Here is a 24,533-nt window from a genome sequence, read left to right as displayed (position 1 = left end):
CGCACCTACAGTCCCGGGCGGAAGGTTACCGATGAGGAGATGGCTAGGATTAACATTACACCCTCACGCTTCCACGGCGAATGGAACTATGTTATTCGCCCTCACTAGTTGTAAATGTTATTTATTGACGTGCCCTAACCCTGGTTGCGCAGATGTCCGCATAAATACGGGCTATCAAGGCCATTGCCCGCTATTTTGCTGCCAGCCTGCCTATACGAAGGGCAGCGTAGATGGAGCAGAGGCTCAAAACTTTTCCAGGCCGCTCGACTCCAGGAAGCGTTGAAATGCCCGGGTCCCCTGGATGACCGCATCGTGCTCCAAGCCCGTGTAGAGGAATATGGGCTGGGATTGATGCAGTTGGCTGGCCGTTACTTCGGATTCTTTCCCAGCAAAGAAGGGCACTCCACGGCCCTTGAGAATCCCCATGAGCCGCTCGGTTTCTTCTTTGGTCCCACCATGGTCGGTGTAAAGGTCCAACAACCGGCCATGTTCCTTTTCGAACCAAGCCAGGAATCTGTCAAGGTATGCATAGAGCGCGTCAAAGAGCCATACCTCCTTGACGTGGTCGCTCAATCCGCCGTGGTCAAGAATCGAGGAGATGACTTGGTAACCTCCGCTGTGCCCCGAAAGAATAATGTTGCCTAGGACAGCATGCCGGTTGGTCAAAGGTGATTTGTCGCGCAAGGTCGCCATCACTTCCTGCATGAACCTGCCAAAGCCCTCCTGGTCTTCCAACTTGCCCCCGAAGGAATCGGGGGCATCGTATGGGCCTTGCGGCACCACCAGCACGGCATTTCGGCGGCTCGCGGTAAACTGCTCGATCAATTGGTAATGCGGCAAAACTTGCGCCACGTGGTTTCGCCAACCATGAAAGTGGACCACAAAATCGATTCGGCCCGTTTCACGAAAGCCCTGGGGAATGAAAATGGCCACCGTGCTGTCGGCATAATGCTTTTCTGCGGAGTAAACCTGGCCTTTATACTCCCGGCCTTGGCCGCGTTGAGGATGGGGGAATGGAGCTGAGGCGAGTTGGGCCATGATGAGGTGGCCTTGGCTGGAGTATATCTCGGAAAGCGTGGCTGCGCCCGTCGCCAAGGTCAAAGCGATGAGAGCGCCGGCGATTATGAATAGCGGATTCTTCATCTGAGCGGCTCAAAAGGCCCCAGCAAGCTGAACGCATTCGCCCCAATTGCAGAAGATTCGACACAAGCGCCAGCTATCAAAAGAACTTTCAAGGGGCTTTCTTTCCAAATCGCAAGCTGCATTCAGCCTCTAATTTGTCTTTATACTTTCCGAAGGCAAGGAAAAGCGACGCTCAGGACGGGGGGCGGAGTTGACCGGCACCTCGATTTTTCGCGACGGTAGTTCGTTTTGGTGCGGTGTGGCTTGCATTTGGGACTGCAGCCTGTTAAGAAGCGGGCGTGAAGCCGCACATCCTGTTTGTTGATGACGAAGCTCCGATTCGTGAGTTGCTCTCGCTCTATTTTCGCAAGAAAGGCTTGGAGGTTACGACCGCCACAAACGGGGACGAAGCCAAAGCCAAGGCGCGCCAATTCCCGGTGAGTCTTGCCATTCTCGATGTAAACCTCGCCGGGGAAAACGGGCTGCATCTATTGGGTCATTTCAAAACAAGCCACCCCAACATCCCAGTCATTATTTTCACGGGTCTGACAGGGGAGGACCTTATTGATAAAGCTCGCGCGGCCGGCGCTGATGGATTCATGCGAAAAACAGAATCGCTCGAAACACTTTTTGCCGAGGTGAACCGGCATTTGCCCAAGAACTAAGCTGTTTATGCGGAACTCCACATAAACTGCCAGGCCCGGCGTTACTGTTCGACGGGTTGAACTTCGAGGAAGCCGTGGAGTTGGCGAATGCGCGTCGGATGGCGCATCTTGCGGAGGGCTTTGGCCTCGATCTGTCGGATGCGCTCACGCGTCACCCGAAACTGTTTCCCGACCTCTTCGAGTGTCCGGGAGTAGCCGTCTCCCAGGCCGAAGCGCAATTCGAGCACCTTGCGCTCCCGTTCCGAGAGGCTGGAAAGCACGTCGCTCAATTTGTCTCGTAGCAAGCTAAAACTCGTCACCTCAGACGGGCTCTCAGTATTCTTATCTTCGATAAAATCGCCGAAATTGGCGTCCTCGTTATCGCCCACGGGTGATTGCAGGGAGATCGGTTGCTGGGCCATCTTCAGAACGGCACGAACTCGATCGACGGGAAACTGCATTTCGTCAGCGATTTCCTCCGGGCTCGGCTCGCGTCCGAAATCCTGGAGCAGGCGTTTTTGAGTGCGCATGAGCTTGTTGATGGTTTCAATCATGTGCACCGGGATTCGGATCGTTCGGGCCTGGTCGGCGATGGACCGGGTAATGGCCTGGCGAATCCACCAGGTGGCATAGGTCGAGAACTTATATCCACGGCGGTATTCGAACTTTTCCACTGCCTTCATGAGGCCCATGTTGCCTTCCTGTATCAAGTCCAGGAACGAGAGGCCGCGGTTGGTGTATTTTTTTGCGATGGAAATGACCAGGCGCAGGTTGGCCTCCACCATTTCGGTTTTGGCTTCAAGGGCCCTGCCGGCGGCCTCTTTCAATTCTTTGTAAGCCTCCAGGTAGTCCAAATGCGGCATCCGGACGAATTCCTCGAGGGCCAGCATTTTTTGCTCCTCCGCTTCGAGAATGGCCTGGTAGGGGTGGTTTGGATGTTGGGCCTGGAGTTCCTTAAGGGTTCGGGCGCTAAGCTGGATTTTTTCCTGAATATTCTCGGCTACCAGGGCCATCTCCTCGATTACTTTTTGCTTGTAATAGAACTTGCCGAAAACATTCTGCAGCTTGCGATCCAGTTTTTTGAACCGGGACCAAACCCGGTCACGGGCGGAAGGAGAGGTTTCCTTTTGCCAGCAGGTGTAGTGCTCATCGATCTCCTGGTCCAGGGCGCGCACGCGCTTGACCATCTTGCGCAAGACCCGAATGTGCTTCTCACGGCCTTCAATTTTTTTGTCGAGGATGACTCGATCAAAGCGCTCTTTGGGAGGCTCACAAATCAGCTTCTCGGCTAGGGCGATGTGCTCTTTGGCGGTGAAACCGAGGCGGTAGATGGCGCGCTTGAGGTCATTTTCGGCGCTTTCGATGCGCTTGGAAATCTCGACTTCCTGCTCGCGGGTCAGGAGCGGGACCTGGCCCATCTGTTTGAGGTACATGCGGACCGGATCATCCAGGATGTCCAGTCTCGAACGCTCATCTTCCTCCTCAGGCTCGGGTTGTTTGATTCGGTCCACTTCCGCCTGATCGACGATCTCGACTTCCAGATTGCGCAGTTTGATATAAATCTCATCCAGGTCTTCCGGGGTGATGAGCGTATCGGGCAGAGCATCATTGATATCACCGTAGGTCAGGTAGCCCTGTTCCTGGGCCAGACGAACAAGCTCTTTGATCTTTTCCGCCAGTTCAGTCGCATGATTTTTCGAATGCGCCCCGAGCAGTTCGCCTTTCGCCATCGAAAGCCCAATGCCGGCCCTGCCGTTGTTTTCAACTCCGGCGGCTGTGCCTGGTTGATGCGCTGAGGCGCAGGGCTGGGTGCTTGCGCCATTGGCCGGCGGTTGGGGTGAATGGTCCGCAGAGTTGGAAGCCGCTGCCGAGGTTTTTTGAAGGGTTGGTTTTGCTGCCGGCTTGCTAACCTTGGTTCTGGCCATACGACTTCAAATTCAAATCAAAACACCAATCAAAATTGAGAGCATAATATGAGAAGAGGCTCTCGATGAGTCAAGCAAGCAACGCCGTGTCTGCAAAAATATTATATCGTCTGCAACTGCGATCATGGCTTTTATCAAACTACTGCCGCCTGATAGCAACAGCAAGAAGGAAGACGTGCGAAATGGTGAAACGAAATGAAACTGGCGGAGAGAGGGGGATTCGAACCCCCGGTACGGCTTTTGACCGTACAACGGTTTAGCAAACCGCCGCCTTCAGCCACTCGGCCATCTCTCCAAAGCCTTTGAAGCTTGCGCTTGCCGCAGCAGCATAAAGCCTGCTGCCCACCAGTCAAGGGAATGATGATTGGCGCTTTGAATTACGGGACGACCGGCGCGCCTCATTCGAGGGCTTGGCGCAGGACGAGGCTGCGATACGTAATGCCGGTGTGATCGCCCTGGAGGTAGATGGGGCCGGGCCGCGAGACATCCGACCACAAAGCCCCGCCGGTGCAGCCCATAACCGGCTGGTTATCGATGATTTTGGTTCCATTTAAAATCACTGTAGCGTGCCGATCGACAAAGGTGATGTCCATCGTCTGCCATTGCCCCGGTGGTTTCTCGGCCGCCACAGTCGGTGTGATGCGGCTATAAATAGCGCCCATGTGGTGCGAGTCGGGTGCCTCCCCATAGCTGTCTTCGACCTGGCATTCATAAATCCCCCGTAAATAAACGCCACTATTCTCGCCTTTATCCACTCGCACCTCGACCTTAAGGTTGAAATCATTAAACTCCCGGTCGGTCCGCAGGTTGCCATAATTCTTATGCGGCTGCCCTTTCTCCTGGACAGCATTATTGACGAGCAGCCCGTCCTGGACACTCCACCCATTCAGCGCGTTAGGGTCCGTCAGCCGCCAGCCTTTGAGGTCTTTCCCATCAAAAAGCCGCATTGGACGGCCGAATTTGACTTTCGTCAGGTCGGGTGCGGGTGGCATCGGGGGTTGCCGGCGGCCGCTAAATTCCGCGACATCCTCCCCCTGCCCATTCTCGCGAGGCTTCACACTGGTGAGATTGACCTTATCTTCATCCACGCTGCCCGTGATTGTTTCAGAGAGATTCACCTTCTCCCTTTTGCCTTCAGCATTCTTGCGCTGAACCGTGTAGTTGCGGGTCAGGACCAGCTTGCCGTCCTCGATTTTCGCGGCGGCGACCGGCTCGACACTACCCCAGCCCCAGAGCATACTGGCGCCCAACCGGCCATCAGTCTCCTGAACGCCGAGCCAGCCGGCCGCACCGCCAGGTATTGTCAGCTCCCACTGGCCCAGGAACGGGTTGTCTGCGGCTGAAGCAGCCAGGGTGATGAGAACAATTGGAAGAGAACACAGGAATGATTTTGCTGGTCGAAACATGGGTTTTTTATGCTCTGGCCAAAGGAGCATTGCAAGAGCAAAGCGGCGGCTTGGGTAGGGACGATCACAGGCGGTCTGCTATGACGAGGGTCTTTTCGGCCATCTTGGGCGCCGAGACGGTCTCCAAATGGTTGGCATGCTCGGTCCACCAGCGTTCGCTCTGCACCATCGTCCAGGTCTGGGCAGCGGAGCAGCGTGCCAGGGCCTCATCCAACTCACGCGCCCCGGCGGGCCGGCCCTCCGGCTCTTTGGCCAGGCAACGCATAACCAACCGCTCCAGGTCGGCCGAGACGGGGTCGCCGAGCCGGTCGGAAGCGCGCTGTGGCACGACCTTGATCTGTTTCTCCAGCAGTTCTGCCACGCTCTCGGAATCGAACAGGGTTTTTCCAGTCAGAAGCCAATAGCCGACAGCCCCAACGGAATAGACATCGCTGCGGCCATCGACGCGCGCGGGCTCCGCGATGGCCTCGGGCGACATGAAATGCGGCGTGCCCACCACCGCATGGGAAGGCGCCCGGTCCGGCGAGTCGCGCTGGAGTGTGGTGACCAGGCCGAAATCGAGCACCTTGACGACATCACAGGCATCATCGCGCCGGGTTAGGAGAATATTTGCCGGCTTGATATCGCGGTGGATGAGTCCAATCCGGTGCGCCTCGGCAAGAGAGCCGCAAAGCTGGCGCAAGATATGGATGACGCGGCCCTCGGGTTGGGGACCGAACTTGCGGACCAGTTGGTCCAAATCGATGCCGTGCAGGTACTCCATTGCATAATAAAACAGACCCTCGGGCGTTCGCCCGTAATCGTAAATGGCTACTGTATTGGGATGAGTAAGCTGGCTTGTCATTTGCACCTCGCGCTCAAAGCGAGCGGCGCTGGCCTCGTTGGTCAACTCCGGGCTGAGCAGCTTGATGGCCACAGGCCGGCGCAGCAAGGCATGCCGCGCGCGATAAACCATTCCATTCGCCCCTCGGCCGATTTCCTGCAGGAGAACGTATTGGCCAACCCGCCGCGCATCGAGGGCGCTCTTGCGCAATGAGGCCTGCAGCCGCTCAACCAGCAGGCCAAACGCAAAAATCGCCACCCCGCTCAATACCACCAGCCCAAACAATACCGTGAACGCGCGCCTCAGCATGTAGAGCGTTTGAAAGCCCTCCTCGGCCGATACCTCGGTGGCAACCCCTATGCCGAATTCGGGCAACCATGCCCAGGCCCCAACCACACGCACCCCGCGGTAATTGCGGTAGCCCTGCACATCCACGCCGTCGTCGCCGCGAATGGCCGCAGCCGCCATTCGCGTGAGGCTGAGAAACCGCCTTGGCCGGTCTGGCCGGTCGCCCGTCTCGAGGTCCACTTCCGGGTCGAGCAGTTGCAGATTGAGTATCGAGGTCGCCTCGGGCGATTTGGGTATCAAGCCAAGTATTTTTAATTCGCGGTCAAAACGGGACGCCGTCAGCATCACTCCCCGATGGTCAAAGGCATAGGCCTCGCCCGTTTCTCCCATGCGCGCGACGGAGAAAATCTGGCTGAATTCCCCCTCCGGTTTCATGCGCAAACAGAGCACCGCCACGACCGCGTTATTGGTTGCGCGCACAGGCGAAGAGACGAACATCGTCGGGCCTTCGGCGCGCTGGCTCAGGTTGCCTTCCCGGGCAAAGGGCCGGGAGACCGCCGTTCGGCCTCCACGCCCCCGCTGCAGCAGAAACTGGTAACCGCGCGGGACCACACGACCAACTTGGCGCGCATGGGGGGAGGCCAGAATCCTTCCATCAGTGCCTAGAACCACGTAATCCAGGTAATGCTGGGACTGCAGCAAAGGTATTAGGTAAAGGTGCAGCGTGTGGGCGGCCTCCGACTGGGCCAATACCTCTGGCGGCGTATTCGAGTCTTTGGCCATCGCGGCTAATTGGACAATTGCCCCATCGATGCGCACGTCTGACGCGAAGGATTTTGCATCGGATTCCTGCTCCGAAAACCATAGGCGCAACGCCGCCACGTCAGCGCTTAACAAGGCGCTTAATCGCGACGCCAACTCGGCCCGTGTGACCTCCTCGACTCGCGTGCGCACCCAATAACCGGTCAGGCTCAACAAGACCGCCCCCAGCATCGGCCAAACCCAAAGATGCTTCGAGAGCAATAGCGGGAGGCGCGCCAGCCGCCGGGCCAGCCAGGCGGTGGTTGAACCTGTCATATTGAAACGCACCTGATTAATGGTCTTTCGGCGCGCTTTCCTTGTCAACCCGAGCTTGCGAACCGCCGTTGGCTATCATGGCTGTCCCGGTGCGGTGGCGCCGGGCGGAACCGGGCCATATTGACCACGGATGGTCTTCCTACAATCGAATCTAAAATTCGGCTTCATTATAGGGTTTGTCACTGCGGATAGCATCAAATAAGTCGTCGTGTTCCTGCTGGTAGGGATCGATCCGCCGCGCTTGCCGGGGATAACGCCACGCATTGGCCCCTTTGATGACAAAGCCATTGCGGTCGTTGTTCAGGTCGGCTTCACCTTTGGTCCCACGCGCATGTTCGGAAATTTTTGGCCAGCAGCCGCGGATTTGGCGGCATTGGCTCATCATACGCGTGCCGTCGGCGTATTCGAACTCGACAAAATGATGATCGAAAATCTGGCCGTGGCGCTTGGCCTTGCGCAACTGCCGTCCGTCCATGCCCTGGGCGCGCACCGGATGCCCGTCCTTTATCCTGTTCGCCACATCGATATTGTGGACGTCCTGCTCGACAATGTGGTCCCCGGAGAGCCAGGTAAAATAATACCAGTTCCGGATTTGGTAATGCATCTCGGTTTCCCCAGGCTGCCGCTCGACGCCATCCCGCGACCCGCCGTCCCAATAGCAACGCAGCAGGGTCAACTCACCCAGCGCGCCGTCCTGAATGCGTTTGCATCGGCTTCAAGCGGCAAGTTGGCTTGGCTGGTAAATTGAATTGGAGTTTTGTTTGCCGTTTTGCTAAAGCGAACATGATGCCAAAAACGCCGTCCCGCTCGCAGCCAACGCCAGCCGCTGCTGTGGAGCCGGAACAGGATGTAGCTTGGTATCACGGGGTCACCCGTTACGAATGGCTCATCCTGGCCATTGCCTCGGCGGGATGGATTTTCGATGCATTCGAAGGACAAATCTTTAACATCACCCGCCAACAACTTCTCGGCGACATCCTCCATCAGGGGGCGACCCCCTCGGCAATCAAGCATTATGGCGACCTGTTTCTAGCTGTTTTCCTGCTCGGCGGCACTGTGGGAGGCCTATTGTTCGGTGCGCTGGCCGATCGTTGGGGGCGGCGGCCCAGCATGGCCGTCACCATCCTGATGTACTCGATCTTCTCGGGCCTGACCTATTTCACACAATCCCTCTGGCAAGTCGGCGCGGCGCGGTTCCTGGTGGCCATGGGCGTCGGTGGCGAATGGGCGGTGGCCGCCAGCCTCGTTGCCGAAGTATTTCCCCAGCACGCCCGGGCCCACGCCTCGGGAATTTTTCACGCGACAAGCGTTTTAGGGACCTGGACCGCTGCTCTAGCCGGTCTGGCCGTGGGCGTGCATTGGCGTTACGCCTATCTGGTAGGGCTGCTGCCGGCTTTGCTGGTGCTTTGGGTTATGACCCAGGTCAAAGAGCCCGAGAGTTGGCGATTGGCGGGCGTCCGGGCCGCCGCCTCTTCGGGGCCGAAAATGGGGAGTTTTTTCGACCTGCTCGGCGACCCGTTGTGGCGCCGGCGCGCGTTGTTAGGGATGCTGCTGGCCGCCATCGGGCTTGGGAGCTTTTGGGGAGTCACCGTCGCCGGACAGGACCTTGCGCGGGAGTTGCTGGTTCGGACCGGGAGTGCCCCAGCGGCGGCTGCGGAGCGAGCCAAGTTTGCCTATGGGATTGTGGAAACGATTGGCGGCGGTTTGGGCCTGCTGTCCTTCGGACCCATCTGTGTCCGCCTGGGGAGACGGCGCACTTTCGCCCTGTTTCATATCGGCGCATTTATCATTGTTCCCATCACCTGTTATTTGCCTGCAACCTATGGTCAACTCTTAGCCCTCCTGCCTCTATTCGGCTTTTTGACCCTGGCGATTCATGCCGGGTACGCCATTTATTTTCCGGAGCTGTTCCCGACCCACTTGCGTGCTACAGGAACCGGCTTTTGCTTCAATGGCGGACGGATTGTAGCCGCCTCGGCGCTGCTGGTTTCGGGCTGGCTCAAGGCCCTGCCAGGAATGGACCTGCGCCTTGCCATTACTTTGCTGGGGCTGTTGTTCCCGTTGGGGCTCATCGTTATTTGGTTCCTGCCCGAAACCAAAGGCAAACCGCTGCCGGAGTAGTCCTAAACGAAAGGGAGGCCCTCCAAAGGCACGGTTGCCAGCCGCAAGTCGTGCGCGCCATCTGGCCGGGCGAATTCATAAAACAGTGCGGCATCCCCCCCGCGAACCCGGGCATCCACATAACGCAGCGACGCGGAGCCATGAGGGCTGATGAGCAGCGGCGCAGAGGGGATTAAAGACTGCCAGCTTTTTAAATCTGTCGAGACTGCCCAACCCGATTTCTCCTCGTAATTCTCTTCGTAGCCGGAGCTCCCATCGTAAAACGCATAAAACTTCCCGTTGCGCGGGATAATACTGTTGATTCGGCGGCAATAGCGGTCCCATCCCGAAGGCTCGGGAGCGAACACGACACCGAGCCATTCCCAGCAGTCCAGATCGCGCGACTGCGCCAAACCCGTCGCCGAGACGCATTGGCCGGTGTTGAAAATATCCAGCGTCTCGTGGGAACGCGCGTTGGTGGCGGACGTGGGCAGCGCCACGCTGAGAACCATGAAGAAGAGACCTTGCCATTCAAAAATCCAGGGGTCCTTGAGGCCTTCCAGTCCCAGTTGTCGAGCCTTGAAGAGCGGTTCGGTGTTCTCAGGCGAAAGTTGTGGCACTTCACGGCTCTTGAGCACAGAGACGCACCACCGCCCGTCTGCCGGATCGACATAGCTGATAAAATAGCGCCATAGGTGGTCCGCTCCGCGATGCAGCGCGCAACGTTCAATCGAAGCGCTACCGAATCGATCTTTAGTCACAGACCAAATGTCTTCCCACGTTTCCAAATCGCTTGAGCGGGCGATCCTCGCCTCACCGCCGCGGTCGGGTGCCACCCCTCGCGGGCGGCGAATCCGGTATGTCAGATACCAGGCGCCTTCAGCGACAGCGTGAAAAATGCCCGGCGCGCCGGCCCAATAGCCAGGTTCATTGCCGACCGGGTGCCGAATGATTTTGCCTTGAGCCAGAAGGGACGAGATCGAGGAACTCATATTCCCAGGGAAATGTGTTTAGTCTCTAAAAAGGCATCCAGCCCCTCACTGCCGAGTTCACGGCCCCAGCCGCTTTGTTTGACGCCGCCGAAGGGGGCTTGGGTGGCCGTGGGCACTCCATCATTAATCCCGATGATCCCAGCTTCCAGTCCTTCCATTAACCGAAAAGTCCGGCCCAAATCCCGGGTAAAGGCATAGGCGCTCAGGCCGAACGGCGAGCCATTGGCTAATTCGAGCGCCTCAGACTCCTTGTCGAAAGGAGCAATCGCCGCAACCGGGGCGAAGGTTTCTTCGCCCATGCAAAGAGCAGCAGGAGGCACATCGGCCAAAACCGCCGGTTCAAAGAAAAACCCTTTTCTCTCGAGGCGGTTGCCGCCGCAGAGCAAGCGGGCGCCGCAGCGGACCGCATCTTCGACGTGGGCAAGCGCTTTGTTCATCGCTTCCTCATCGATCAGCGGTCCAATTTCCACACCGGCTTCCAGGCCATCCCCAACCTTGAGCGCCCGAGTCCTCGCAACGAACATTTCGAGGAACTTCTCGTAGATGGCGCGCTCGACATAAATCCGGTTGGCCGCGATGCAGGATTGGCCGGTATTGCGGAACTTCGCCAGCATGGCCCCTTCGACGGCCCGGTCCAAATCGGCATCAGCGAAAATGAGAACCGGCCCCAGCCCGCCCAATTCCAGAGATAGCGGTTTGACCTGCTCGGCGGCGCCACGAATCAAATGTCTGCCCACCTCCGTTGAACCAGTGAAAGTAATCTTGCGGCAAAGCGGGTTTTTGAGAAATTCTTCGCCAATTTCCGAAGCGGAACCTAACACCAATTGGAATACCCCTTTGGGCAGTCCCGCCGCAGCGACACACTCGGCGAATGCGACGCAACAGATGGGCGTCTGGCGCGCCGGTTTCAACACAACCGTGCAGCCGGCGGCCAGGGCGGGCGCCACTTTCCGCACCGCCAGCACGAGCGGAAAATTCCAAGGACTGATCGCCCCCACAACGCCCATCGGGGATTTAATCACCAGGTGCCGTTTGCCTTCGACCTGGTGCGGCACAACGCGCCCGTAGGCGCGCCTCGCCTCGCCGGCAAACCAGCGTAAGTGGTCCACTGTCATGGCGAGTTCGCCCAGGCTTTGGGCAAGCGGTTTGCCATTTTCAAGGGTAATAAGCCGGGCGATTTCATCGCGACGCCGTTCGAGTTCAGCGGCAATTTTTTCAAGGAACTCGCCGCGCGCTTTTCCGGTTTGCCGGCGCCAGCCCTGGAAGGCGGCATGGGCATCGGTCAGGGCCTGCGCAACATGCGCCCGTGTGACAGTGCTGATGGACGCGAACGGCTCACCTGTAGCTGGGTTGCGCACGGCCAAAGCCGGTTCGTTGTTCACCCAGGCGCCATTCAAATACAGCGGGTAGGTCTTCACTTGCTTCGGTCCCTTTCAGGGGTCCAGGCTGTTTTCAACCCCGGTTTTTTAACAGACGATTTCATTTCAACCCAACGTAAGTTCCCTTTTTGCAAGATGTCAATGCGCAGGATTAACGCCTCAGTCACTGAGGCGTGGGAACGCCGGTGCAGGTCCAAGGCAGTCCAAGACGCTGGCGCGCCGCGCCTCTTGCGGGGGTGGGCTCTTTCTGTCAGGTTTAGGTCATGGCGCATACATCGTTGCTCGAACAGCCGGTTTTGCAAGAGCCTCTCTCGGGTTCATGAAAAAAGTGCGTTTTGGCTTAATCGGTTTTGGCGCCTGGGGCAGTCATCACGCCCGCGCCATTGCCGAATCGCCTGAGGCAGACTTGGCCGCCATCGCGGTGCGCTCGACGGCGCGCCAGGCGGAGGCGCGCGAGCGCCATCCTGAGGCGCAGATAGTGGCTGATTACCATCAATTGCTCACTCGGCCTGACCTTGACGTCGTGGATGTGGTCCTGCCGACCGACCTGCATTTCCCCGTTGCCGCTGATGTGCTGCGGGCGGGCAAACATTTGCTGCTGGAAAAACCCATGGCGCTGACGCTGGCGCATTGTGAAGAGTTGCTCCGGCTCGCTCGCGAACAGCAGCGATTGCTGGCCATTGGCCATGAATTCCGCCTCTCCTCGCTTTGGGGCAAGGTCAAGGAGATGATTGATGCAGGGGCCATCGGAGACCCGCTTTATGCGCTCATCGAGTTGTGGCGCAATCCCTATCGTACCGGCGCGGATGGGTGGCGCTATCAAATTGATCGGGTCGGTAACTGGATTCTCGAAGAACCCATCCATTTCTTCGACCTGGCTCGTTGGTATTTTTCAAACCTGGGCGCGCCACAAAGTATTTTTGCCCGCGCCAGTGCCCGCCGCCCAGACCACCCGGAACTTCAGGACAACTTCAGCGCCATTGTCAATTTCCCGCGCGGCGCTTATGCGGTTATTTCGCAGACCTTAAGCGGCTTCGAGCATCACCAGGTCGCCAAGGTTACCGGAACCCGCGGCGCCCTTTGGGCCAGTTGGAGCGGGGCGATGGACCGCACCTTTCAACCGACCTTTTCACTCAAATACTTCAACGGCGATAAAGTTTCTGATGTTCCGATTACTAAAATCACCGGCGAGGTTTATGAATTAACGGACGAGATTGCCCAAATGGCGCGAGCAGTTCGCGGGACCGGCGCTCTGAGTGCAACCGGCGAGGATGGCCTGTGGTCGGTCAAAATGTGCCTCAAAGCCCAGGAATCCGTGGACCGGGGTTGTGCGGTCTCGCTTTGACTGGGGCGAGTGTTTGAGCAATGGATGCCTTCAGCGTTTCGGGCGATCGAAATTCACAAAATTCAGAACTGGCTGGCCCGAGAGCAGCCGCTCGACATCTGCCGCGACAGCTTCGAAGGTCCTTTCCTGAGCCTCAACGGTAAAGGCGGCGATGTGCGGTGTGAGAACGACATTAGAGAGCGATTCCAAAGCCCCTCGCGCAGCGGGCGGCTCGAATTCCCGCACATCGAGGGCCGCCCCTGCCAGGCGCCCGCTTTGCAAGGCATCGAGCAGGGCCGCTTCATCCACCACCGCTCCACGGGAAGTGTTGATAAAATAGGCGCCCGGCTTGGTGGCGGAAAACGTCGAGGCCCCAAACAGGCGGCGGGTCTCGGGGGTTGAAGGCAAATGAACGCTCACAAAATCGGCCATCGCCAGCGCCTCCTCGATGCGCCCGCACAGCAGCACTCCGCTCTCGCGGACCACGGCTGAATCGGCTTTCACAAAGGGATCGAAGGCCACCACGCGCATTCCAAAGGCGCGTCCCAACCGGGCAACCGTGCCGCCGATGCGGCCCAGGCCGCAAACGGCCAATGTTTTGCCTGCCAGTTCAATGCCCGTGCAACCTTTCCTGTCCCAGTTGCCCGCCTTGGTCGAGCGGTCCGCCTCTGGAATCTTTCGCGCCAGCGCCAGCATGAATCCCAGGGCCAGCTCGGCCACGCTGGTGGCATTGGCATTCAGCGGGGCGGCCACCACAATACCGAGGCTTGAGGCTCTCCCCAGGTCGATGTTGTCCAGGCCAACCCCAACCCGCCCAATGCCCAGCAGCTTGGGAGCGCCGTGCAGCAACTCGGCTGTTACCTGGGTCTGATTTCGCACCATAAGCACCCTTGCTTCTGCAATGAGCGCCCGCAACTTGTCTGGTTGCTGCCACAGCTTGGGTTCGGCAACGACCTGGTAAGTTTTGGCCAGGCGCTCGATCGCCGGGGCGCGCAGCTCCTCAGAAATCAAGATGTCCATAAACCCGAGCTGTCAAAGGCGCGACCAGTCCAGCGGTTTGCCAATATCAATTCGCTCGAGTTGCTCGTTCACAGCCTCCGGATATTTTTGCGCGGCGCCCGTATTAAAAATGACGATGCGATCCGCGCGCTGGATGGAGCCGCGCTTGAGCAGGACTTCGAGGGCGCCAAGGCAAACAGCCGTTTCCGGGCAAACAGCCAGGCCCTCCTTCGACGCAGCCAATCGCATCCACTTGGGAATGTCCGCTTCCGGGGTAGCCAGGGCGAGGCCCCCGCTTTGGCGCACGGCGTCCAAGATCATGAAATCGCCGACGGCAGCCGGCACGCGGATGCCGCTGGCAATGGTGGCGGCATTTTCGAATTTGGCGGCGAATCGTTCGCCTTTGGCAAAGGCGTTGGCGATGGGGGCGCATCCATCGCTCTGACAGGAGATCATCTTAGGTTTGCGGGAGGTTTTGAGCCAGCCGATGGCCTCAAGTTCATTGAATGCCTTCCACATCCCAATGAGGCCGGTGCCGCCCCCGGTTGGATAGAGGATGACATCGGGCAATTCCCAGTCAAATTGCTCGGCCAGTTCGAGGCCCATGGTCTTTTTGCCTTCAATCCGATAGGGCTCTTTAAGGGTGGAAACGTCAAACCATCCTTTGACCTTTTTGCCTTCACCGACGATGCGTCCGCAATCGGTGATCAGGCCATTGACCAGGTAGGTCCTTGCGCCGGTGAGGTAGCACTCCTTCTTGTTGATGGCCGGTGTGTCCTCGGGCATGAACACCGAGGCTTGCATTCCCGCCCGCGCGCTATAAGCGGCCAGCGCGCCGCCCGCATTTCCCGCTGTGGGCACGGCCACTTGCTTAATGCCAAATTCGTTCGCCTTGGAAATCGCCAGGGCCATGCCGCGCGCTTTGAAACTGCCCGTCGGCAGACGGCTTTCGTCTTTGACGAAAAGGTTTTGGACCCCAAACTCAGCCGCCAGGCGTTTGGTTTCCAGCACCGGCGAGACGGTTTCTTCCAGCGAAATGATTTTTGCGGGATCAGCAATGGGCAACATCTCGAGGTAACGCCACAGCGTCCAGGGCCGGCCCGCCAGCTTCTCTTTGGGGAATGATTTTTTAAGCGCCGGCAGATCGTATTTGACCCAGAGTGGCCGCTGACAAGCGGCGCAAAGGTTGTGGACCTGGGCGGCATCATACCGCTGCCCGCAATGGGCGCATTCGAGATGGGTGACGTAATTCATGCGAAGGAGTCAAGCGGCCACGACGGACATCGTCAAGCTTTCGAGCGCGGGTCGTCTATGTGGGGCAGGGCCCATGACGAGGTCAGTTCCAAACCTTTGTAAGAGACGACCTAAGGAGTCTCTGATTCAAGATTGTCATCTGGCCGCCCTTTGGTTCACCCGGAAGTTGCTGATCGGAGACCTCGTTACGTCGTCTCCTACACTCAGGAATGGAGGCTCGTTGCTTCGACTCCGTCATTAGCCCCGCTATATGGGGTAAAGGCCTCCGTGCGCCCACGGGCGACAAACAGCGGAACGGGCTTAGATTGAATCATGGAGGTTTTACGAAAGAATGCAGTTCAGGCCGGCCTCATTGCCACCGGCATAGCCCTGATGCTGGGGCTGCAAGGCATCAGCGAGCAGGCATCCGCAGCGCCATCGGCGCAACCACTGCCGACCGGGCCGTCGCTTCCCGGATCCCACACACCCCCGCCGATGCCGATGAATCCGGCGGGGCCGACTCCGATGCCGCCGCAACCCGCCCTGCCGCCGCCATCGCAGCCACCGGCGCCGTCGCAAACCCCCGTGCTGCCGCCCATTGGACGTCCCCCGGCGCCCCCTTCTGCGCCCCCGATAAACCTGCCTCCGGTCATGCCGCTACAACCCAGTCCGCTCCGACCGCCGCGCTTGCCGGCCCCGCCAAATCTCCCTGCGCCCCCGAGCCTGCCGGCCCCGCCGCGCCTGCCGGCTCCGCCCAGAGCGCCAAATCCGCGGGGGTTACCAGGACCTGCTAACTCGCCTGGGAGCAGGACATTTCCTTGACGAGGAAAAGAGCGGACCGAAACTGACTGGAGTGAGCGTGGAACATATTCGGGCTCGGTTTCGTGGGTCGTTCCGGCCATTCGCGGTAGTCACGTCGAGCGGGGACAAGTATCTCTGCTCACCCGCCGTCCTTCTGCACATTCAGCCGCTTCATCTTGGAAACCAGCGTCGTGGGTTTGATTCGCAACAGCGCCGCCGCGCCGTCTTCGCCATAGATTTTCCAATTGGTGCGGCCCAAAGCAGCCAGGACGATCTCGCGCTCGCGCACTTCCAATTCGTCCAGTGACAGATCCTCCTCGCCATCATTGGCGGGGGAGTGGGCAAGGCTGTTTGCAGGACCATCCCGCGTGATGCGATGAGGCAAGTCGAAGTGGACCTTGCCGCCTTTTGCCAGGATAACAGCGCGTTCGATAACGTTTTGCAGTTCGCGCACGTTGCCGGGCCAATCGTAACTTTGCAACTCCTGCGCCTGAAGCTTGGTCAAGCGCGGGCGGGGAACGCCCAGGCGGCGGGCGGCTTGCCTGATGAAATGCTCGGCCAGCTCGGCGATGTCCTCGAGGCGCTCGCGCAAGGGCGGGGCTTCTATGGGAAAGACACTCAGCCGATAATACAGGTCGAGGCGGAACCGGCCCGCCTTGGCTTCGGCCAGCAGGTCCCGGTTGGTGGCGGCTATCAAGCGCACCTGGACCGTCCGCGTCCGCTCGTCTCCCACCCTTTCGAACTGGCCTTCCTGCAGGACGCGCAAGAGTTTGCTCTGCAAATCCAGCGGGATTTCACCCACCTCATCCAGGAACAGTGTCCCCTGATCGGCCAATTCAAATCGCCCTACCCGGTCTTTGATCGCGCCGGTAAACGAACCGCGCACATGGCCGAAGAACTCGCTCTCGAATAATTCCTTGGGAATCGAGGCGCAATTGACCCGCACCAGCGCATGGTCCTTGCGCGGGCTCAAGTCGTGAATGGCCCGCGCCACCAGCTCCTTGCCGGTGCCCGATTCCCCCAGGATCAGGACGTTGGCTTCAGTCGGCGCCACCGTGGCTATCTGGGCCAGGACTTTCTGCAGGGCGGGGCTGTGCCCGATGATGTTGCCGAACGTGGCGCGGAACTCGTCCTGGAGAAATTCATTCTCGAATTCGAGGTTCTTCTGTTTGGCGATGCAGCTTATGGCCACTACCCGGCCAACCGCTTCCCCGCTATCGTTGCGGTAGGGGGTGGATTTCACATTGATCCAATGCAGCCGCCCATCCTTGTGCTTCATCTCCAGCTCGAAACACCGGGGCTCGTCCGTCAGGGTTTTGCTGGCCTCGCAATCGCCCGGCTCGGGGTCGGCCCGCAACAGGCACGGCGTTTGGCCCAGCAATTCCTCAGGCGAATAACCCGTAATGTCGCTGACCAAGCGGTTGGCGTAAATAATCCGGCAATCCGCGTCGAGGATCATTACCCCTTCAGACAGGCTCTCGAGCGCTGTGCGGTAGAAGGCCTCCGTGCCGGAGGCGATTTCCGGCGCTGCGCCACTGGTCGATTGTGCTTCGGCAACTGAATTCATGGCAGCAACATGGCCCAAGAGAGGTTTTGGCGCAACGATGCATCGTTGCCGTCGCAACGTTTTAAAGTGACTACCACCCCAAACGTTTGTAGGAGACGACGTAAGGAGTCTCTGATCAAGATTGTCGGATGGCCACCTTTGGTTGACCCGGAAGTTACCGATCAGAGACTCCTTACGTCGTCTCCTGCACTCAGGAATGGCGGATCGTTGCTTCGACTCTGTCATTAGCCCCGAGTGGCAAAAGAGAGGGAATGAAATATGGCTTGCAACCGAGGTCAAAGCCGGTATGTTTTTGGCTCTTTTATAGCTAAACAGGACGCGTATGGCACGAATTTGCGAGTTAACCGGCAAACGCCCGATGAAGGGCAGCATCATCTGGCGCAGTGGCAAGTCGAAGAAGAGCGGCGGCATTGGAACGCATATTACAGCGATTACCAAGCGCCGATTTATGCCCAACCTCCAGCGCGTTAAGGCCATCATCAACGGGGAAGTGCGTTACGTTCGGGTTTCGACTTCAGCGCTCAAGAAGGGGCTCATCACCAAAGCCCCCCGGCGCACCTGGAAGAAGGAACAAGCGGCGGCCAAGAGTTAAGAGCGCCTCTCTGCAAGGCTACTCTCCAAAAAAGGGGAAGAGCCTTTTCAACTCGGTTTGGTCGGGCCGGCGGCCATACTCGCAAATCTCGAATGCTTCCGCGTACTTGATCGTCCCGGCCTTCGCTGGTCCGTAGAACTCAGCCAGAGTCGAGCGATAACGCTGGGCGAGGTTCTCATAACGCTTTTGGAACCCGGCGCGGACCTGCCGGTGCCGCTCTTGTTGCTTGGCCGGGTCGCTGGGAATCAGTTGCGCCGAGCCGTTGGCGCCGCCTTCATAAAACTGCGATTCCAGCGCATCCAAAGCGTCCAACCGCTTGTCGATCGCCTCGTCAATCCCCACTGCCACGTCCGGCTGGAACGGGTTGGGTTTCTGGAACGAGTCCGGAACATAAAGGAAAACCGGGTTGCGCTTGAGGTAAGGGACATCCGGGCAGAAAAACGGAACGGTGACCATGTAAGCGGAATCCTGGACCAGGACTGCTGTGTAGCGATGGTCGGGATGATAATCGTTTGGGCGCGGGCCAATGACGATATCGGCCTTCCACTCGCGAATAAGTCGTGTAATGGTGCGCCGGTTCTCAAGGGTCGGCAGCAATTCCCCGTCATGAATGTCCAGCACCTGGGAAGTCACTCCCAGAATTTCATCGGCCCGTTCGGCTTCAGCCTTGCGCCGCCGGGCCAGAGGGCCCCCCCCCTCGCGCCAATGGCCGATGTCGCCGTTCGTGACTGAGACCAATTTGACATGATGGCCGCGAGCGGCCCACATCGCCGCCACCCCACCCGCCCCGAGCTCGCAATCGTCCGGGTGCGCCCCGAAACAGATGACGCGCAACTTCCCATCATCTGGCGGCGCCGGAGCGGCGGAGACGGTGAACAAACTGAGCATGAAAAGGCAGGCGAAGGTCAGAGGCTTCATAAGCAAGCTGAGCATCGAGTTTGCCAGGAGCCTACAAAAGAATGCCTGAACTTGTAAAGCAAAAAGAAGGTTTGAAGTTGATACACGCGTCGCCTTTCGCATCATATTTCGGTGTAACATGATGAAACGAAACTTTCTCTGGATGGTTGCCGTCGTTGCGGGCTGCGCTGCCATGGCAACCGCAGCCGAACCCATACCCCTTACCCGCGTCCATGCCCACAACGACTATGAGCACAAGCGCCCGCTGTTTGATGCCCTCGATCACGGCTTTTGCAGCGTCGAGGCGGACATTTACCTTGTGGATGGCCGGCTCCTGGTGGCCCATCAACGCAATCAAGTTAAGCCGCAGCGAACGCTTGAGGCGCTCTACCTGGACCCGCTGCGCGAGCGGGTGAAGAAGAACGGCGGCCACGTTTATCCGAATGGCCCCGAGTTCACGCTACTGATCGATATCAAGGGCGATTGGAAGGTAATTTATCCCGTCTTGAGGCACGTGTTGATGGGCTATACCCAAATGCTGAGCCGGTTCCGTTTGGGCGCCAAAAGTCCCAATGCCATTACTGTCATCCTTACTGGGAATCGCTCGAAGGACATGTTCAATCGCGATCCCATCCGTTACGCCGCGCTGGACGGTGATCTGGCGGACCTGGACTCCGGCGCGCCGGTGAACCTAATCCCCTGGATTAGCAGCAACTGGTATAAGACCTTCAAGTGGCGCGGGGTTGGGCCGATACCTCCAGACGAGAAGCTCAAGCTGGAGCAGATCGTCACCCGGGCGCATCAGCAGGGGCGCAAGGTGCGGTTCTGGGGTGCGCCAGACACGCCGTTTTTCTGGCGTCAACTGCTCGACAGCGGCGTGGACCTGATTAATACCGATGACCTCGACGGAGCCCAGAAGTTCCTGCTCGAAGAGGCGCGCAATCAGGCGCAAAAATGAATCACTCCCCAAACTGCAGAATTCCAAACCTCTCTGGAGTGTGAAACGAGGGGGCGAGCGTAGGATTCCATGCCAAAGCGGCATTGTTGGCCTTGTCCATCCGGTAAAGGTTCAAGGCCCAGCGTGTGCCAGGAGTGGGTTTGACTTTGCTCAGCGCTGTTAAGGGAATGCGCACCTCGCAGCGCCAGAGCTTTCGTTCTTTGTCCACCGTCACTTTGGATTCGAAACCTGAGTTCCAGTTGAAATCCTTTTGGGGCAAGTTCACGATCATCAGGTCCAGGCGTTCATTGGTCGGAGCGACTTCGAATTCGGTGTAGTGGCGGATTTGATGCGGGTCTGAGCCGATAAAGGCCTCGACCACATCACGGTCCCACAGACTCTCGCCTGCTTGGTCGAGGTCAAAACGCTTGTGCTCAAACTGGGGCGGGTCGAAAAAAGTCAGCCTCGTGTAGGGGCAGTCGTAGGCGAGGTAAAGGGAAGATTCAGACCACAGGGCGCGCACAGCCGTGGACAACTCGGGTCGCGCGGCGGCATCGGCGGAGGACTGCTCGATGAGCGCGGGCCGAGCCATCTGCCACGGCCCATCGTCGGCGTGGCCAGTGAGGACAAAATCCCGGCTGATCCGCCCGGCTTGCAGGACGGGTTTGGGGACTGTTGATTCAGCAGCCATGTTCGAGGAAAACTGGCTCGTGCCCATGAGCAAACATAGTGTAAGGTGTGGTCGGATTTTGCACATTGATTCCGCGTGCACTGCCCGCAAGTCACTTTGCTATCAAGCCACGCACAGTGGCGCCCTAAAGCGGCAGAGGGCTGCCGCAGTCCAAAACGACGCGCTCTTCGGTTGCTGCGCCTCAGGCCTCCCAACCGGCTCGGTTCTGACGGCGAACGAAACGCTCGGCTTCAGGCAGGTTGGTGGAACGCATATTCGGGCCGTCCCAATCCATGCGCATGCCTTCGCCGACGCGCACCGCGATGCAGCCCAGCAGGATGATCTCCGTCAAATAAGCCGCGATATCGAAATTGGAATAGGAGGGTGTGCCCTCTTTCATCATGCGGAACCATTCCTCCATGTGACCAGGTGAGCGAGGGATGGTCTGCGGGACAGCTTTGCAGGCCTCGACCTGCTCGCCTTGGCGCAGCTCATCCTGGCCCTTGAGGGCGATTAAGAATCTTTCGCCGTAATCATCGGGTGAGAACAACTTGCCTTTGTCACCGATAATAAGGGCGCCGCTTTCGGGCGGGCTGCCCATGGTGGCGACGATTTCTTTGGTGGCATCTGCCGGTGGGCGCAAGGGGTGCAATGGGTCGCCTGGATTGCCGTCATACCACCAGAATTTGAGCGGAGGCAACCCCTCGCGTTCTGGGAACTCGAACCGGATGCGAGCAGTCTTTGGGAATGTTTCGGGGTACATTCGGGAAGCAACCTCGCATTCAACGACGTTGGGGTAGCCAAGCTTGAGGGCGCGGAAGGGCATGTTGACCGTATGGCAGGCCATGTCGCCCAAGGCGCCAGTCCCAAAATCGAACCAGCCGCGCCACTTGAACGGGTTATAAACATCCTGCTTGTAGGGCCGCTCGCGAGCGGGGCCGAGCCAAACGTTCCAATCCAAATTGGGCGGAACAGGATCTTGGCCCGGAGGCCGGTTGATGCCCTGGGGCCAAATGGGGCGGTTGGTCCAGACATGCAACTCGTGGGGGGTGCCGATAACGCCGGCTTGGACAACCTCGACGGCGCGGCGCAAGCCGCTCGAAGCGCTGCCCTGGTTGCCCATTTGGGTGGCCAGTTTCTTTTCATTAGCCAGCTTGCGCAGGGTGCGGGCCTCAAAAACCGTCTGGGTCAATGGTTTTTGGCAGAAGCAATGTTTGCCCAGCTTCATGGCCAGCGAGGCGGCCATGCCGTGGTTGTGGTCGGGGATGGAGACGGTTACGGCATCGAAGCTGTTGGCCATTTCATCGAAAAGCTTTCGATAATCTTGAAATTGCTTGGCTTGCGGAAACTGCTTGGCCTTCGCGTCCAGGTTGTTGCGGTCCACATCGCACATGGCCACAATGGCCCCCCCGCAGCGGGAGGCATCGCTGCTGTCGCTGTCACCTTTTCCCCCTACGCCAATACAGGCGATCTGGATGCGGTCATTGGCCCCCAGGACGTTTCCCACGAAGGGAAAGGTAATGGCCGCCGCGCCGGCGGTCGCCGAAGTGCGCTTGATAAACTCACGCCGAGTCAGTGTCTTCATAATTGGATTGATATGGTCGTCTGACGCATTCTGGTGATGCTTTGTTCATCCCTTATAGAGAGTTAAAGGAATTTCTCAATCTGAATTTTTGTCCGGATCATTTTGACGTTCTATCGTCAGCATGTGCAACACTTGGATGGACCGCGGTATGATTCAGGACACCTGACCTCTGGCCCCTTATCAATGGTCCCGGAACCTGAGCTTCCCCTGAATGTGAGATCGAGGGGGTGTGCGTTGAAACGCACACTTCACAAACAGCCGTAAAAGGATTAAAAAGGGAGTCCAGCGACTGTCACAATTTGGTCGTGTTTGGTTGTGAAGTTTGGGGCTGGCGGCGTAAACCAGGCTCGTACAACCGGGAACTGGGGCCGCCAGCCCTCTCCTTGAAATTCGCTAATCGAACGCTAAAAAAAGGGTTCCCGTTATGGTCTGCGGTGTTCGAGCAGCCATTCGTAAAGAGCGGGGTTATTGTAAGTTTCGGTCCAAGCATCATGACCGGCCTCGGGGTACACCGTTAACTTCACATCCGGGATTCCGAACCGTTTGAGCAGGGTGACCATCCGCTCAGATTCTTCGAGCGGCACAGTCGGGTCTTTGCCTCCATGAAATGCCCAAATACCCAGGGTCTTAAGGGCTTTGGCTTCTTCGCCGTTGGCGAGCAGGACGTTGATCAATTCGCCTCCGCCGCAGATTGGGACGATGGCGGCGAACTTCTCCGGGTAAGCCAAACCTAGGTCCCACGTGCAGTAACCGCCCATGCTGAGGCCAGTTAAATAGATGCGGCTCGTATCTACAGCGTATTGATGCGTGATCGCGTCCAGGAGTCCGAGCAAAGGTTCTCTGGACCAAACCTGGTTCTCGGGGCACTGAGGAGAGAGGACGATGAACGGGAAATCCGGGTCTTGAGTGACACGCTTTGGAGGGCCATGAGCTGCGACCTTCCACACATCGGACCCGCGTTCGCCGGCGCCGTGAAGGAAAAAGATCAAAGGCCATCGTTTCCGTGCGGCATCTTTATAGCTCTTGGGCAAAAACAGCAGGTAATTGATTTTAAGGCGTTGGGTTTGCCGGAAGGTGAAAAGTTTGGCGGTTTGCATTGGGGGCGAGTTGGGATTAGTGGGTTGGCCGAGAGAGCACGCGGTGAAGGTGAGCAGACCTGCTATGGTAAGCAGGAGCTTGGGGTTTTTCATACATTCAGTATCACATCAGCTTCAATTTGGGCAGGTCTTGCGAATCCACCAGCCCCACAGGTTCGCACCGGGCGTTAACGACGATCAAGTCGTCAATATTGCGTTCGTTAAAAATCTTCAAAGCCTCCACCGCCAGCGCCTCCTGTCGAATGCAGACCGGGTTGGGGGTCATGACCTGTTTCAAAGGCTGGGTCAACAGGTGTCCATCCTCGGTCATGCGGCGGCGGAAATCCCCGTCGGTGAAGACGCCCACCAGTTTGCCGCGGGCGCCGACCACACTCAGGCTGCCGGACTTGGCCTGGGTCATCAACAGCAAGCCTTCATGCACGGTCGCGTGCTGGTCCGCCACAGCATTGCGCGGCCCGGTCCGCATGATCTCCTCCACCTTCACGAGCATTGCCCGGCCAATGGCGCCCGAAGGATGGAAGCGGGCAAAGTCCTGTTGCTTGAAACCGCGGGCCTGGAGGACAGCCATGGCGAGGGCATCGCCCATCACGAGCATAGCGGTTGTGCTGGCGGTTGGGGCAAGGTTGAAAGGGCAGGCCTCTTTGGGCACGCGCACGTTGAGGACCAGGTTGCTGTGCCGAGCCAGGGACGATTTGGGCGCGCCGGTCATGGCGATTATTTTAAGCGGAAAGCGCTTCAATGCCGGCAAGAGGTTGAGCAATTCCTCCGTTTCCCCCGAGTAGCTCAACACCAGAGCCACATCCCCATCGTTGAGAATCCCTAAATCCCCATGCAGCGCATCCACGCTATTTAACACCACGCTGGTCGAACCGGTGCTGGTGAGAGTAGCGGCTATCTTCTGACCGATATTGCCCGATTTGCCGATGCCGGCGACAACCACCTTGCCGCGAGCGCGGAGCGTTTCGACAATCAGGTCCACAGCCTCGCTAAACTCGCCGTCCAGTTGGGCGCGCACTGCCTTGAGCGCCGCCAACTCGATGTCAAAAACTTTCCGGGCCCTAATGAGATGGCGCAT

The 24,533-nt window shown here is 58.4% G+C and carries 22 protein-coding genes and 1 tRNA gene; 6 read left to right on the top strand and 17 right to left on the bottom strand.

What is annotated here, in order from left to right:
* The coding region (locus VG146_12375; protein HEV2393144.1) for a hypothetical protein at positions 1 to 108 on the top strand (108 nt) is incomplete at its 5' end.
* Positions 109 to 243: 135 nt separating this feature from the next.
* Here VG146_12375 and VG146_12370 read toward each other — a convergent pair.
* Positions 244 to 1,143, bottom strand: a complete 900-nt coding sequence (locus VG146_12370) for a hypothetical protein (GenBank protein HEV2393143.1) — start codon at positions 1,141 to 1,143, stop codon at positions 244 to 246.
* 278 nt (positions 1,144 to 1,421) lie between these two features.
* Between VG146_12370 and VG146_12365 the strand changes: the two genes are divergently transcribed.
* On the top strand, positions 1,422 to 1,787 hold the full coding sequence (locus VG146_12365; protein HEV2393142.1) for a response regulator: 366 nt from the start codon (positions 1,422 to 1,424) through the stop codon (positions 1,785 to 1,787).
* Between the two features lie 41 nt (positions 1,788 to 1,828).
* Here VG146_12365 and rpoD read toward each other — a convergent pair whose 3' ends face one another.
* From rpoD to VG146_12340, 5 genes are all read right to left on the bottom strand, one after another.
* On the bottom strand, positions 1,829 to 3,691 hold the full coding sequence (rpoD, locus tag VG146_12360; GenBank protein ID HEV2393141.1) for an RNA polymerase sigma factor RpoD: 1,863 nt from the start codon (positions 3,689 to 3,691) through the stop codon (positions 1,829 to 1,831).
* A gap of 202 nt (positions 3,692 to 3,893) precedes the next feature.
* Positions 3,894 to 3,986: transfer RNA gene (locus VG146_12355), tRNA-Ser, on the bottom strand.
* Between the two features lie 103 nt (positions 3,987 to 4,089).
* Positions 4,090 to 5,097, bottom strand: coding sequence for a DUF1080 domain-containing protein (locus tag VG146_12350; GenBank protein HEV2393140.1), 1,008 nt, complete (start codon positions 5,095 to 5,097; stop codon positions 4,090 to 4,092).
* A 64-nt stretch (positions 5,098 to 5,161) separates the two neighbouring features.
* Entirely contained in the window at positions 5,162 to 7,285 is a 2,124-nt protein-coding gene (locus VG146_12345) for a serine/threonine protein kinase (GenBank protein ID HEV2393139.1), read from the bottom strand.
* A gap of 151 nt (positions 7,286 to 7,436) precedes the next feature.
* Positions 7,437 to 7,961 (bottom strand): hypothetical protein, encoded by a 525-nt coding sequence (locus VG146_12340; GenBank protein HEV2393138.1) that lies wholly within the window; start codon positions 7,959 to 7,961, stop codon positions 7,437 to 7,439.
* 107 nt (positions 7,962 to 8,068) lie between these two features.
* On the opposite strand from VG146_12340, the gene VG146_12335 reads away from it, so the two are divergent.
* Positions 8,069 to 9,406, top strand: coding sequence for an MFS transporter (locus VG146_12335; GenBank protein HEV2393137.1), 1,338 nt, complete (start codon positions 8,069 to 8,071; stop codon positions 9,404 to 9,406).
* A 2-nt stretch (positions 9,407 to 9,408) separates the two neighbouring features.
* Here the strand turns inward: VG146_12335 and VG146_12330 are convergent, their stop codons facing one another.
* Both VG146_12330 and VG146_12325 read right to left on the bottom strand, forming a co-directional pair.
* On the bottom strand, positions 9,409 to 10,377 hold the full coding sequence (locus tag VG146_12330; GenBank protein HEV2393136.1) for a hypothetical protein: 969 nt from the start codon (positions 10,375 to 10,377) through the stop codon (positions 9,409 to 9,411).
* The gene (locus VG146_12325; GenBank protein ID HEV2393135.1) at positions 10,374 to 11,795 is read right to left on the bottom strand and encodes an NAD-dependent succinate-semialdehyde dehydrogenase; all 1,422 of its coding nucleotides are present in this window, start codon (positions 11,793 to 11,795) and stop codon (positions 10,374 to 10,376) included. Before VG146_12325 ends, VG146_12330 begins: the two co-directional genes overlap by 4 nt.
* A gap of 280 nt (positions 11,796 to 12,075) precedes the next feature.
* On the opposite strand from VG146_12325, the gene VG146_12320 reads away from it, so the two are divergent.
* Positions 12,076 to 13,101: a Gfo/Idh/MocA family oxidoreductase gene (locus VG146_12320; GenBank protein ID HEV2393134.1), complete on the top strand. Its 1,026-nt coding sequence runs from the start codon at positions 12,076 to 12,078 to the stop codon at positions 13,099 to 13,101.
* 30 nt (positions 13,102 to 13,131) lie between these two features.
* On the opposite strand, the gene VG146_12315 is transcribed toward VG146_12320, so the two are convergent.
* The 4 genes from VG146_12315 to VG146_12300 form a co-directional block, all read right to left on the bottom strand.
* Positions 13,132 to 14,100 (bottom strand): hydroxyacid dehydrogenase, encoded by a 969-nt coding sequence (locus VG146_12315; protein HEV2393133.1) that lies wholly within the window; start codon positions 14,098 to 14,100, stop codon positions 13,132 to 13,134.
* Positions 14,101 to 14,112: 12 nt separating this feature from the next.
* Positions 14,113 to 15,333 (bottom strand): threonine synthase, encoded by a 1,221-nt coding sequence (locus VG146_12310; GenBank protein HEV2393132.1) that lies wholly within the window; start codon positions 15,331 to 15,333, stop codon positions 14,113 to 14,115.
* 338 nt (positions 15,334 to 15,671) lie between these two features.
* Positions 15,672 to 15,965: a hypothetical protein gene (locus tag VG146_12305; GenBank protein ID HEV2393131.1), complete on the bottom strand. Its 294-nt coding sequence runs from the start codon at positions 15,963 to 15,965 to the stop codon at positions 15,672 to 15,674.
* Between the two features lie 287 nt (positions 15,966 to 16,252).
* Entirely contained in the window at positions 16,253 to 17,680 is a 1,428-nt protein-coding gene (locus tag VG146_12300; protein ID HEV2393130.1) for a sigma 54-interacting transcriptional regulator, read from the bottom strand.
* A gap of 322 nt (positions 17,681 to 18,002) precedes the next feature.
* Here VG146_12300 and rpmB point away from each other — a divergent pair, with 322 nt between their 5' ends.
* On the top strand, positions 18,003 to 18,272 hold the full coding sequence (gene rpmB, locus VG146_12295) for a 50S ribosomal protein L28 (protein ID HEV2393129.1): 270 nt from the start codon (positions 18,003 to 18,005) through the stop codon (positions 18,270 to 18,272).
* A gap of 18 nt (positions 18,273 to 18,290) precedes the next feature.
* Here the strand turns inward: rpmB and VG146_12290 are convergent, their stop codons facing one another.
* Positions 18,291 to 19,190 (bottom strand): PIG-L family deacetylase, encoded by a 900-nt coding sequence (locus tag VG146_12290; protein HEV2393128.1) that lies wholly within the window; start codon positions 19,188 to 19,190, stop codon positions 18,291 to 18,293.
* Positions 19,191 to 19,308: 118 nt separating this feature from the next.
* On the opposite strand from VG146_12290, the gene VG146_12285 reads away from it, so the two are divergent.
* The gene (locus VG146_12285) at positions 19,309 to 20,127 is read left to right on the top strand and encodes a phosphatidylinositol-specific phospholipase C/glycerophosphodiester phosphodiesterase family protein (protein ID HEV2393127.1); all 819 of its coding nucleotides are present in this window, start codon (positions 19,309 to 19,311) and stop codon (positions 20,125 to 20,127) included.
* 1 nt (position 20,128) lies between these two features.
* Here the strand turns inward: VG146_12285 and VG146_12280 are convergent, their stop codons facing one another.
* From VG146_12280 to VG146_12265, 4 genes are all read right to left on the bottom strand, one after another.
* Positions 20,129 to 20,797 (bottom strand): carbohydrate-binding family 9-like protein, encoded by a 669-nt coding sequence (locus tag VG146_12280; GenBank protein ID HEV2393126.1) that lies wholly within the window; start codon positions 20,795 to 20,797, stop codon positions 20,129 to 20,131.
* A gap of 181 nt (positions 20,798 to 20,978) precedes the next feature.
* A complete protein-coding gene (locus tag VG146_12275) occupies positions 20,979 to 22,361 on the bottom strand; it encodes a Gfo/Idh/MocA family oxidoreductase (protein HEV2393125.1) in 1,383 nt (460 codons plus the stop codon).
* 422 nt (positions 22,362 to 22,783) lie between these two features.
* On the bottom strand, positions 22,784 to 23,551 hold the full coding sequence (locus tag VG146_12270) for a prolyl oligopeptidase family serine peptidase (protein ID HEV2393124.1): 768 nt from the start codon (positions 23,549 to 23,551) through the stop codon (positions 22,784 to 22,786).
* 10 nt (positions 23,552 to 23,561) lie between these two features.
* Positions 23,562 to 24,533: a KpsF/GutQ family sugar-phosphate isomerase gene (locus tag VG146_12265; protein ID HEV2393123.1), complete on the bottom strand. Its 972-nt coding sequence runs from the start codon at positions 24,531 to 24,533 to the stop codon at positions 23,562 to 23,564.

The organism is Verrucomicrobiia bacterium, from assembly GCA_035946615.1.
In the GTDB taxonomy this organism is placed as follows: Bacteria; Verrucomicrobiota; Verrucomicrobiia; order Limisphaerales; family UBA8199; genus DASYZB01.
Note: the sequence above shows the minus strand (reverse complement) of the source record. Positions and strands in the feature narration are given on the sequence as shown.

What these genes read in the sequence shown, in the direction of transcription:
- VG146_12370 (HEV2393143.1), bottom strand. Translation starts at nt 1,143, where the DNA reads ATGAAGAATCCGCTATTCATAATCGCCGGCGCTCTCATCGCTTTGACC.
- rpoD (HEV2393141.1), bottom strand. Translation starts at nt 3,691, where the DNA reads ATGGCCAGAACCAAGGTTAGCAAGCCGGCAGCAAAACCAACCCTTCAA.
- VG146_12350 (HEV2393140.1), bottom strand. Translation starts at nt 5,097, where the DNA reads ATGTTTCGACCAGCAAAATCATTCCTGTGTTCTCTTCCAATTGTTCTC.
- VG146_12345 (HEV2393139.1), bottom strand. Translation starts at nt 7,285, where the DNA reads ATGACAGGTTCAACCACCGCCTGGCTGGCCCGGCGGCTGGCGCGCCTC.
- VG146_12335 (HEV2393137.1), top strand. Translation starts at nt 8,069, where the DNA reads ATGATGCCAAAAACGCCGTCCCGCTCGCAGCCAACGCCAGCCGCTGCT.
- VG146_12330 (HEV2393136.1), bottom strand. Translation starts at nt 10,377, where the DNA reads ATGAGTTCCTCGATCTCGTCCCTTCTGGCTCAAGGCAAAATCATTCGG.
- VG146_12320 (HEV2393134.1), top strand. Translation starts at nt 12,076, where the DNA reads ATGAAAAAAGTGCGTTTTGGCTTAATCGGTTTTGGCGCCTGGGGCAGT.
- VG146_12315 (HEV2393133.1), bottom strand. Translation starts at nt 14,100, where the DNA reads ATGGACATCTTGATTTCTGAGGAGCTGCGCGCCCCGGCGATCGAGCGC.
- VG146_12310 (HEV2393132.1), bottom strand. Translation starts at nt 15,333, where the DNA reads ATGAATTACGTCACCCATCTCGAATGCGCCCATTGCGGGCAGCGGTAT.
- VG146_12305 (HEV2393131.1), bottom strand. Translation starts at nt 15,965, where the DNA reads ATGACCGGAGGCAGGTTTATCGGGGGCGCAGAAGGGGGCGCCGGGGGA.
- VG146_12300 (HEV2393130.1), bottom strand. Translation starts at nt 17,680, where the DNA reads ATGAATTCAGTTGCCGAAGCACAATCGACCAGTGGCGCAGCGCCGGAA.
- rpmB (HEV2393129.1), top strand. Translation starts at nt 18,003, where the DNA reads ATGGCACGAATTTGCGAGTTAACCGGCAAACGCCCGATGAAGGGCAGC.
- VG146_12290 (HEV2393128.1), bottom strand. Translation starts at nt 19,190, where the DNA reads ATGAAGCCTCTGACCTTCGCCTGCCTTTTCATGCTCAGTTTGTTCACC.
- VG146_12285 (HEV2393127.1), top strand. Translation starts at nt 19,309, where the DNA reads ATGATGAAACGAAACTTTCTCTGGATGGTTGCCGTCGTTGCGGGCTGC.
- VG146_12280 (HEV2393126.1), bottom strand. Translation starts at nt 20,797, where the DNA reads ATGGCTGCTGAATCAACAGTCCCCAAACCCGTCCTGCAAGCCGGGCGG.
- VG146_12275 (HEV2393125.1), bottom strand. Translation starts at nt 22,361, where the DNA reads ATGAAGACACTGACTCGGCGTGAGTTTATCAAGCGCACTTCGGCGACC.
- VG146_12270 (HEV2393124.1), bottom strand. Translation starts at nt 23,551, where the DNA reads ATGAAAAACCCCAAGCTCCTGCTTACCATAGCAGGTCTGCTCACCTTC.
- VG146_12265 (HEV2393123.1), bottom strand. Translation starts at nt 24,533, where the DNA reads ATGCGCCATCTCATTAGGGCCCGGAAAGTTTTTGACATCGAGTTGGCG.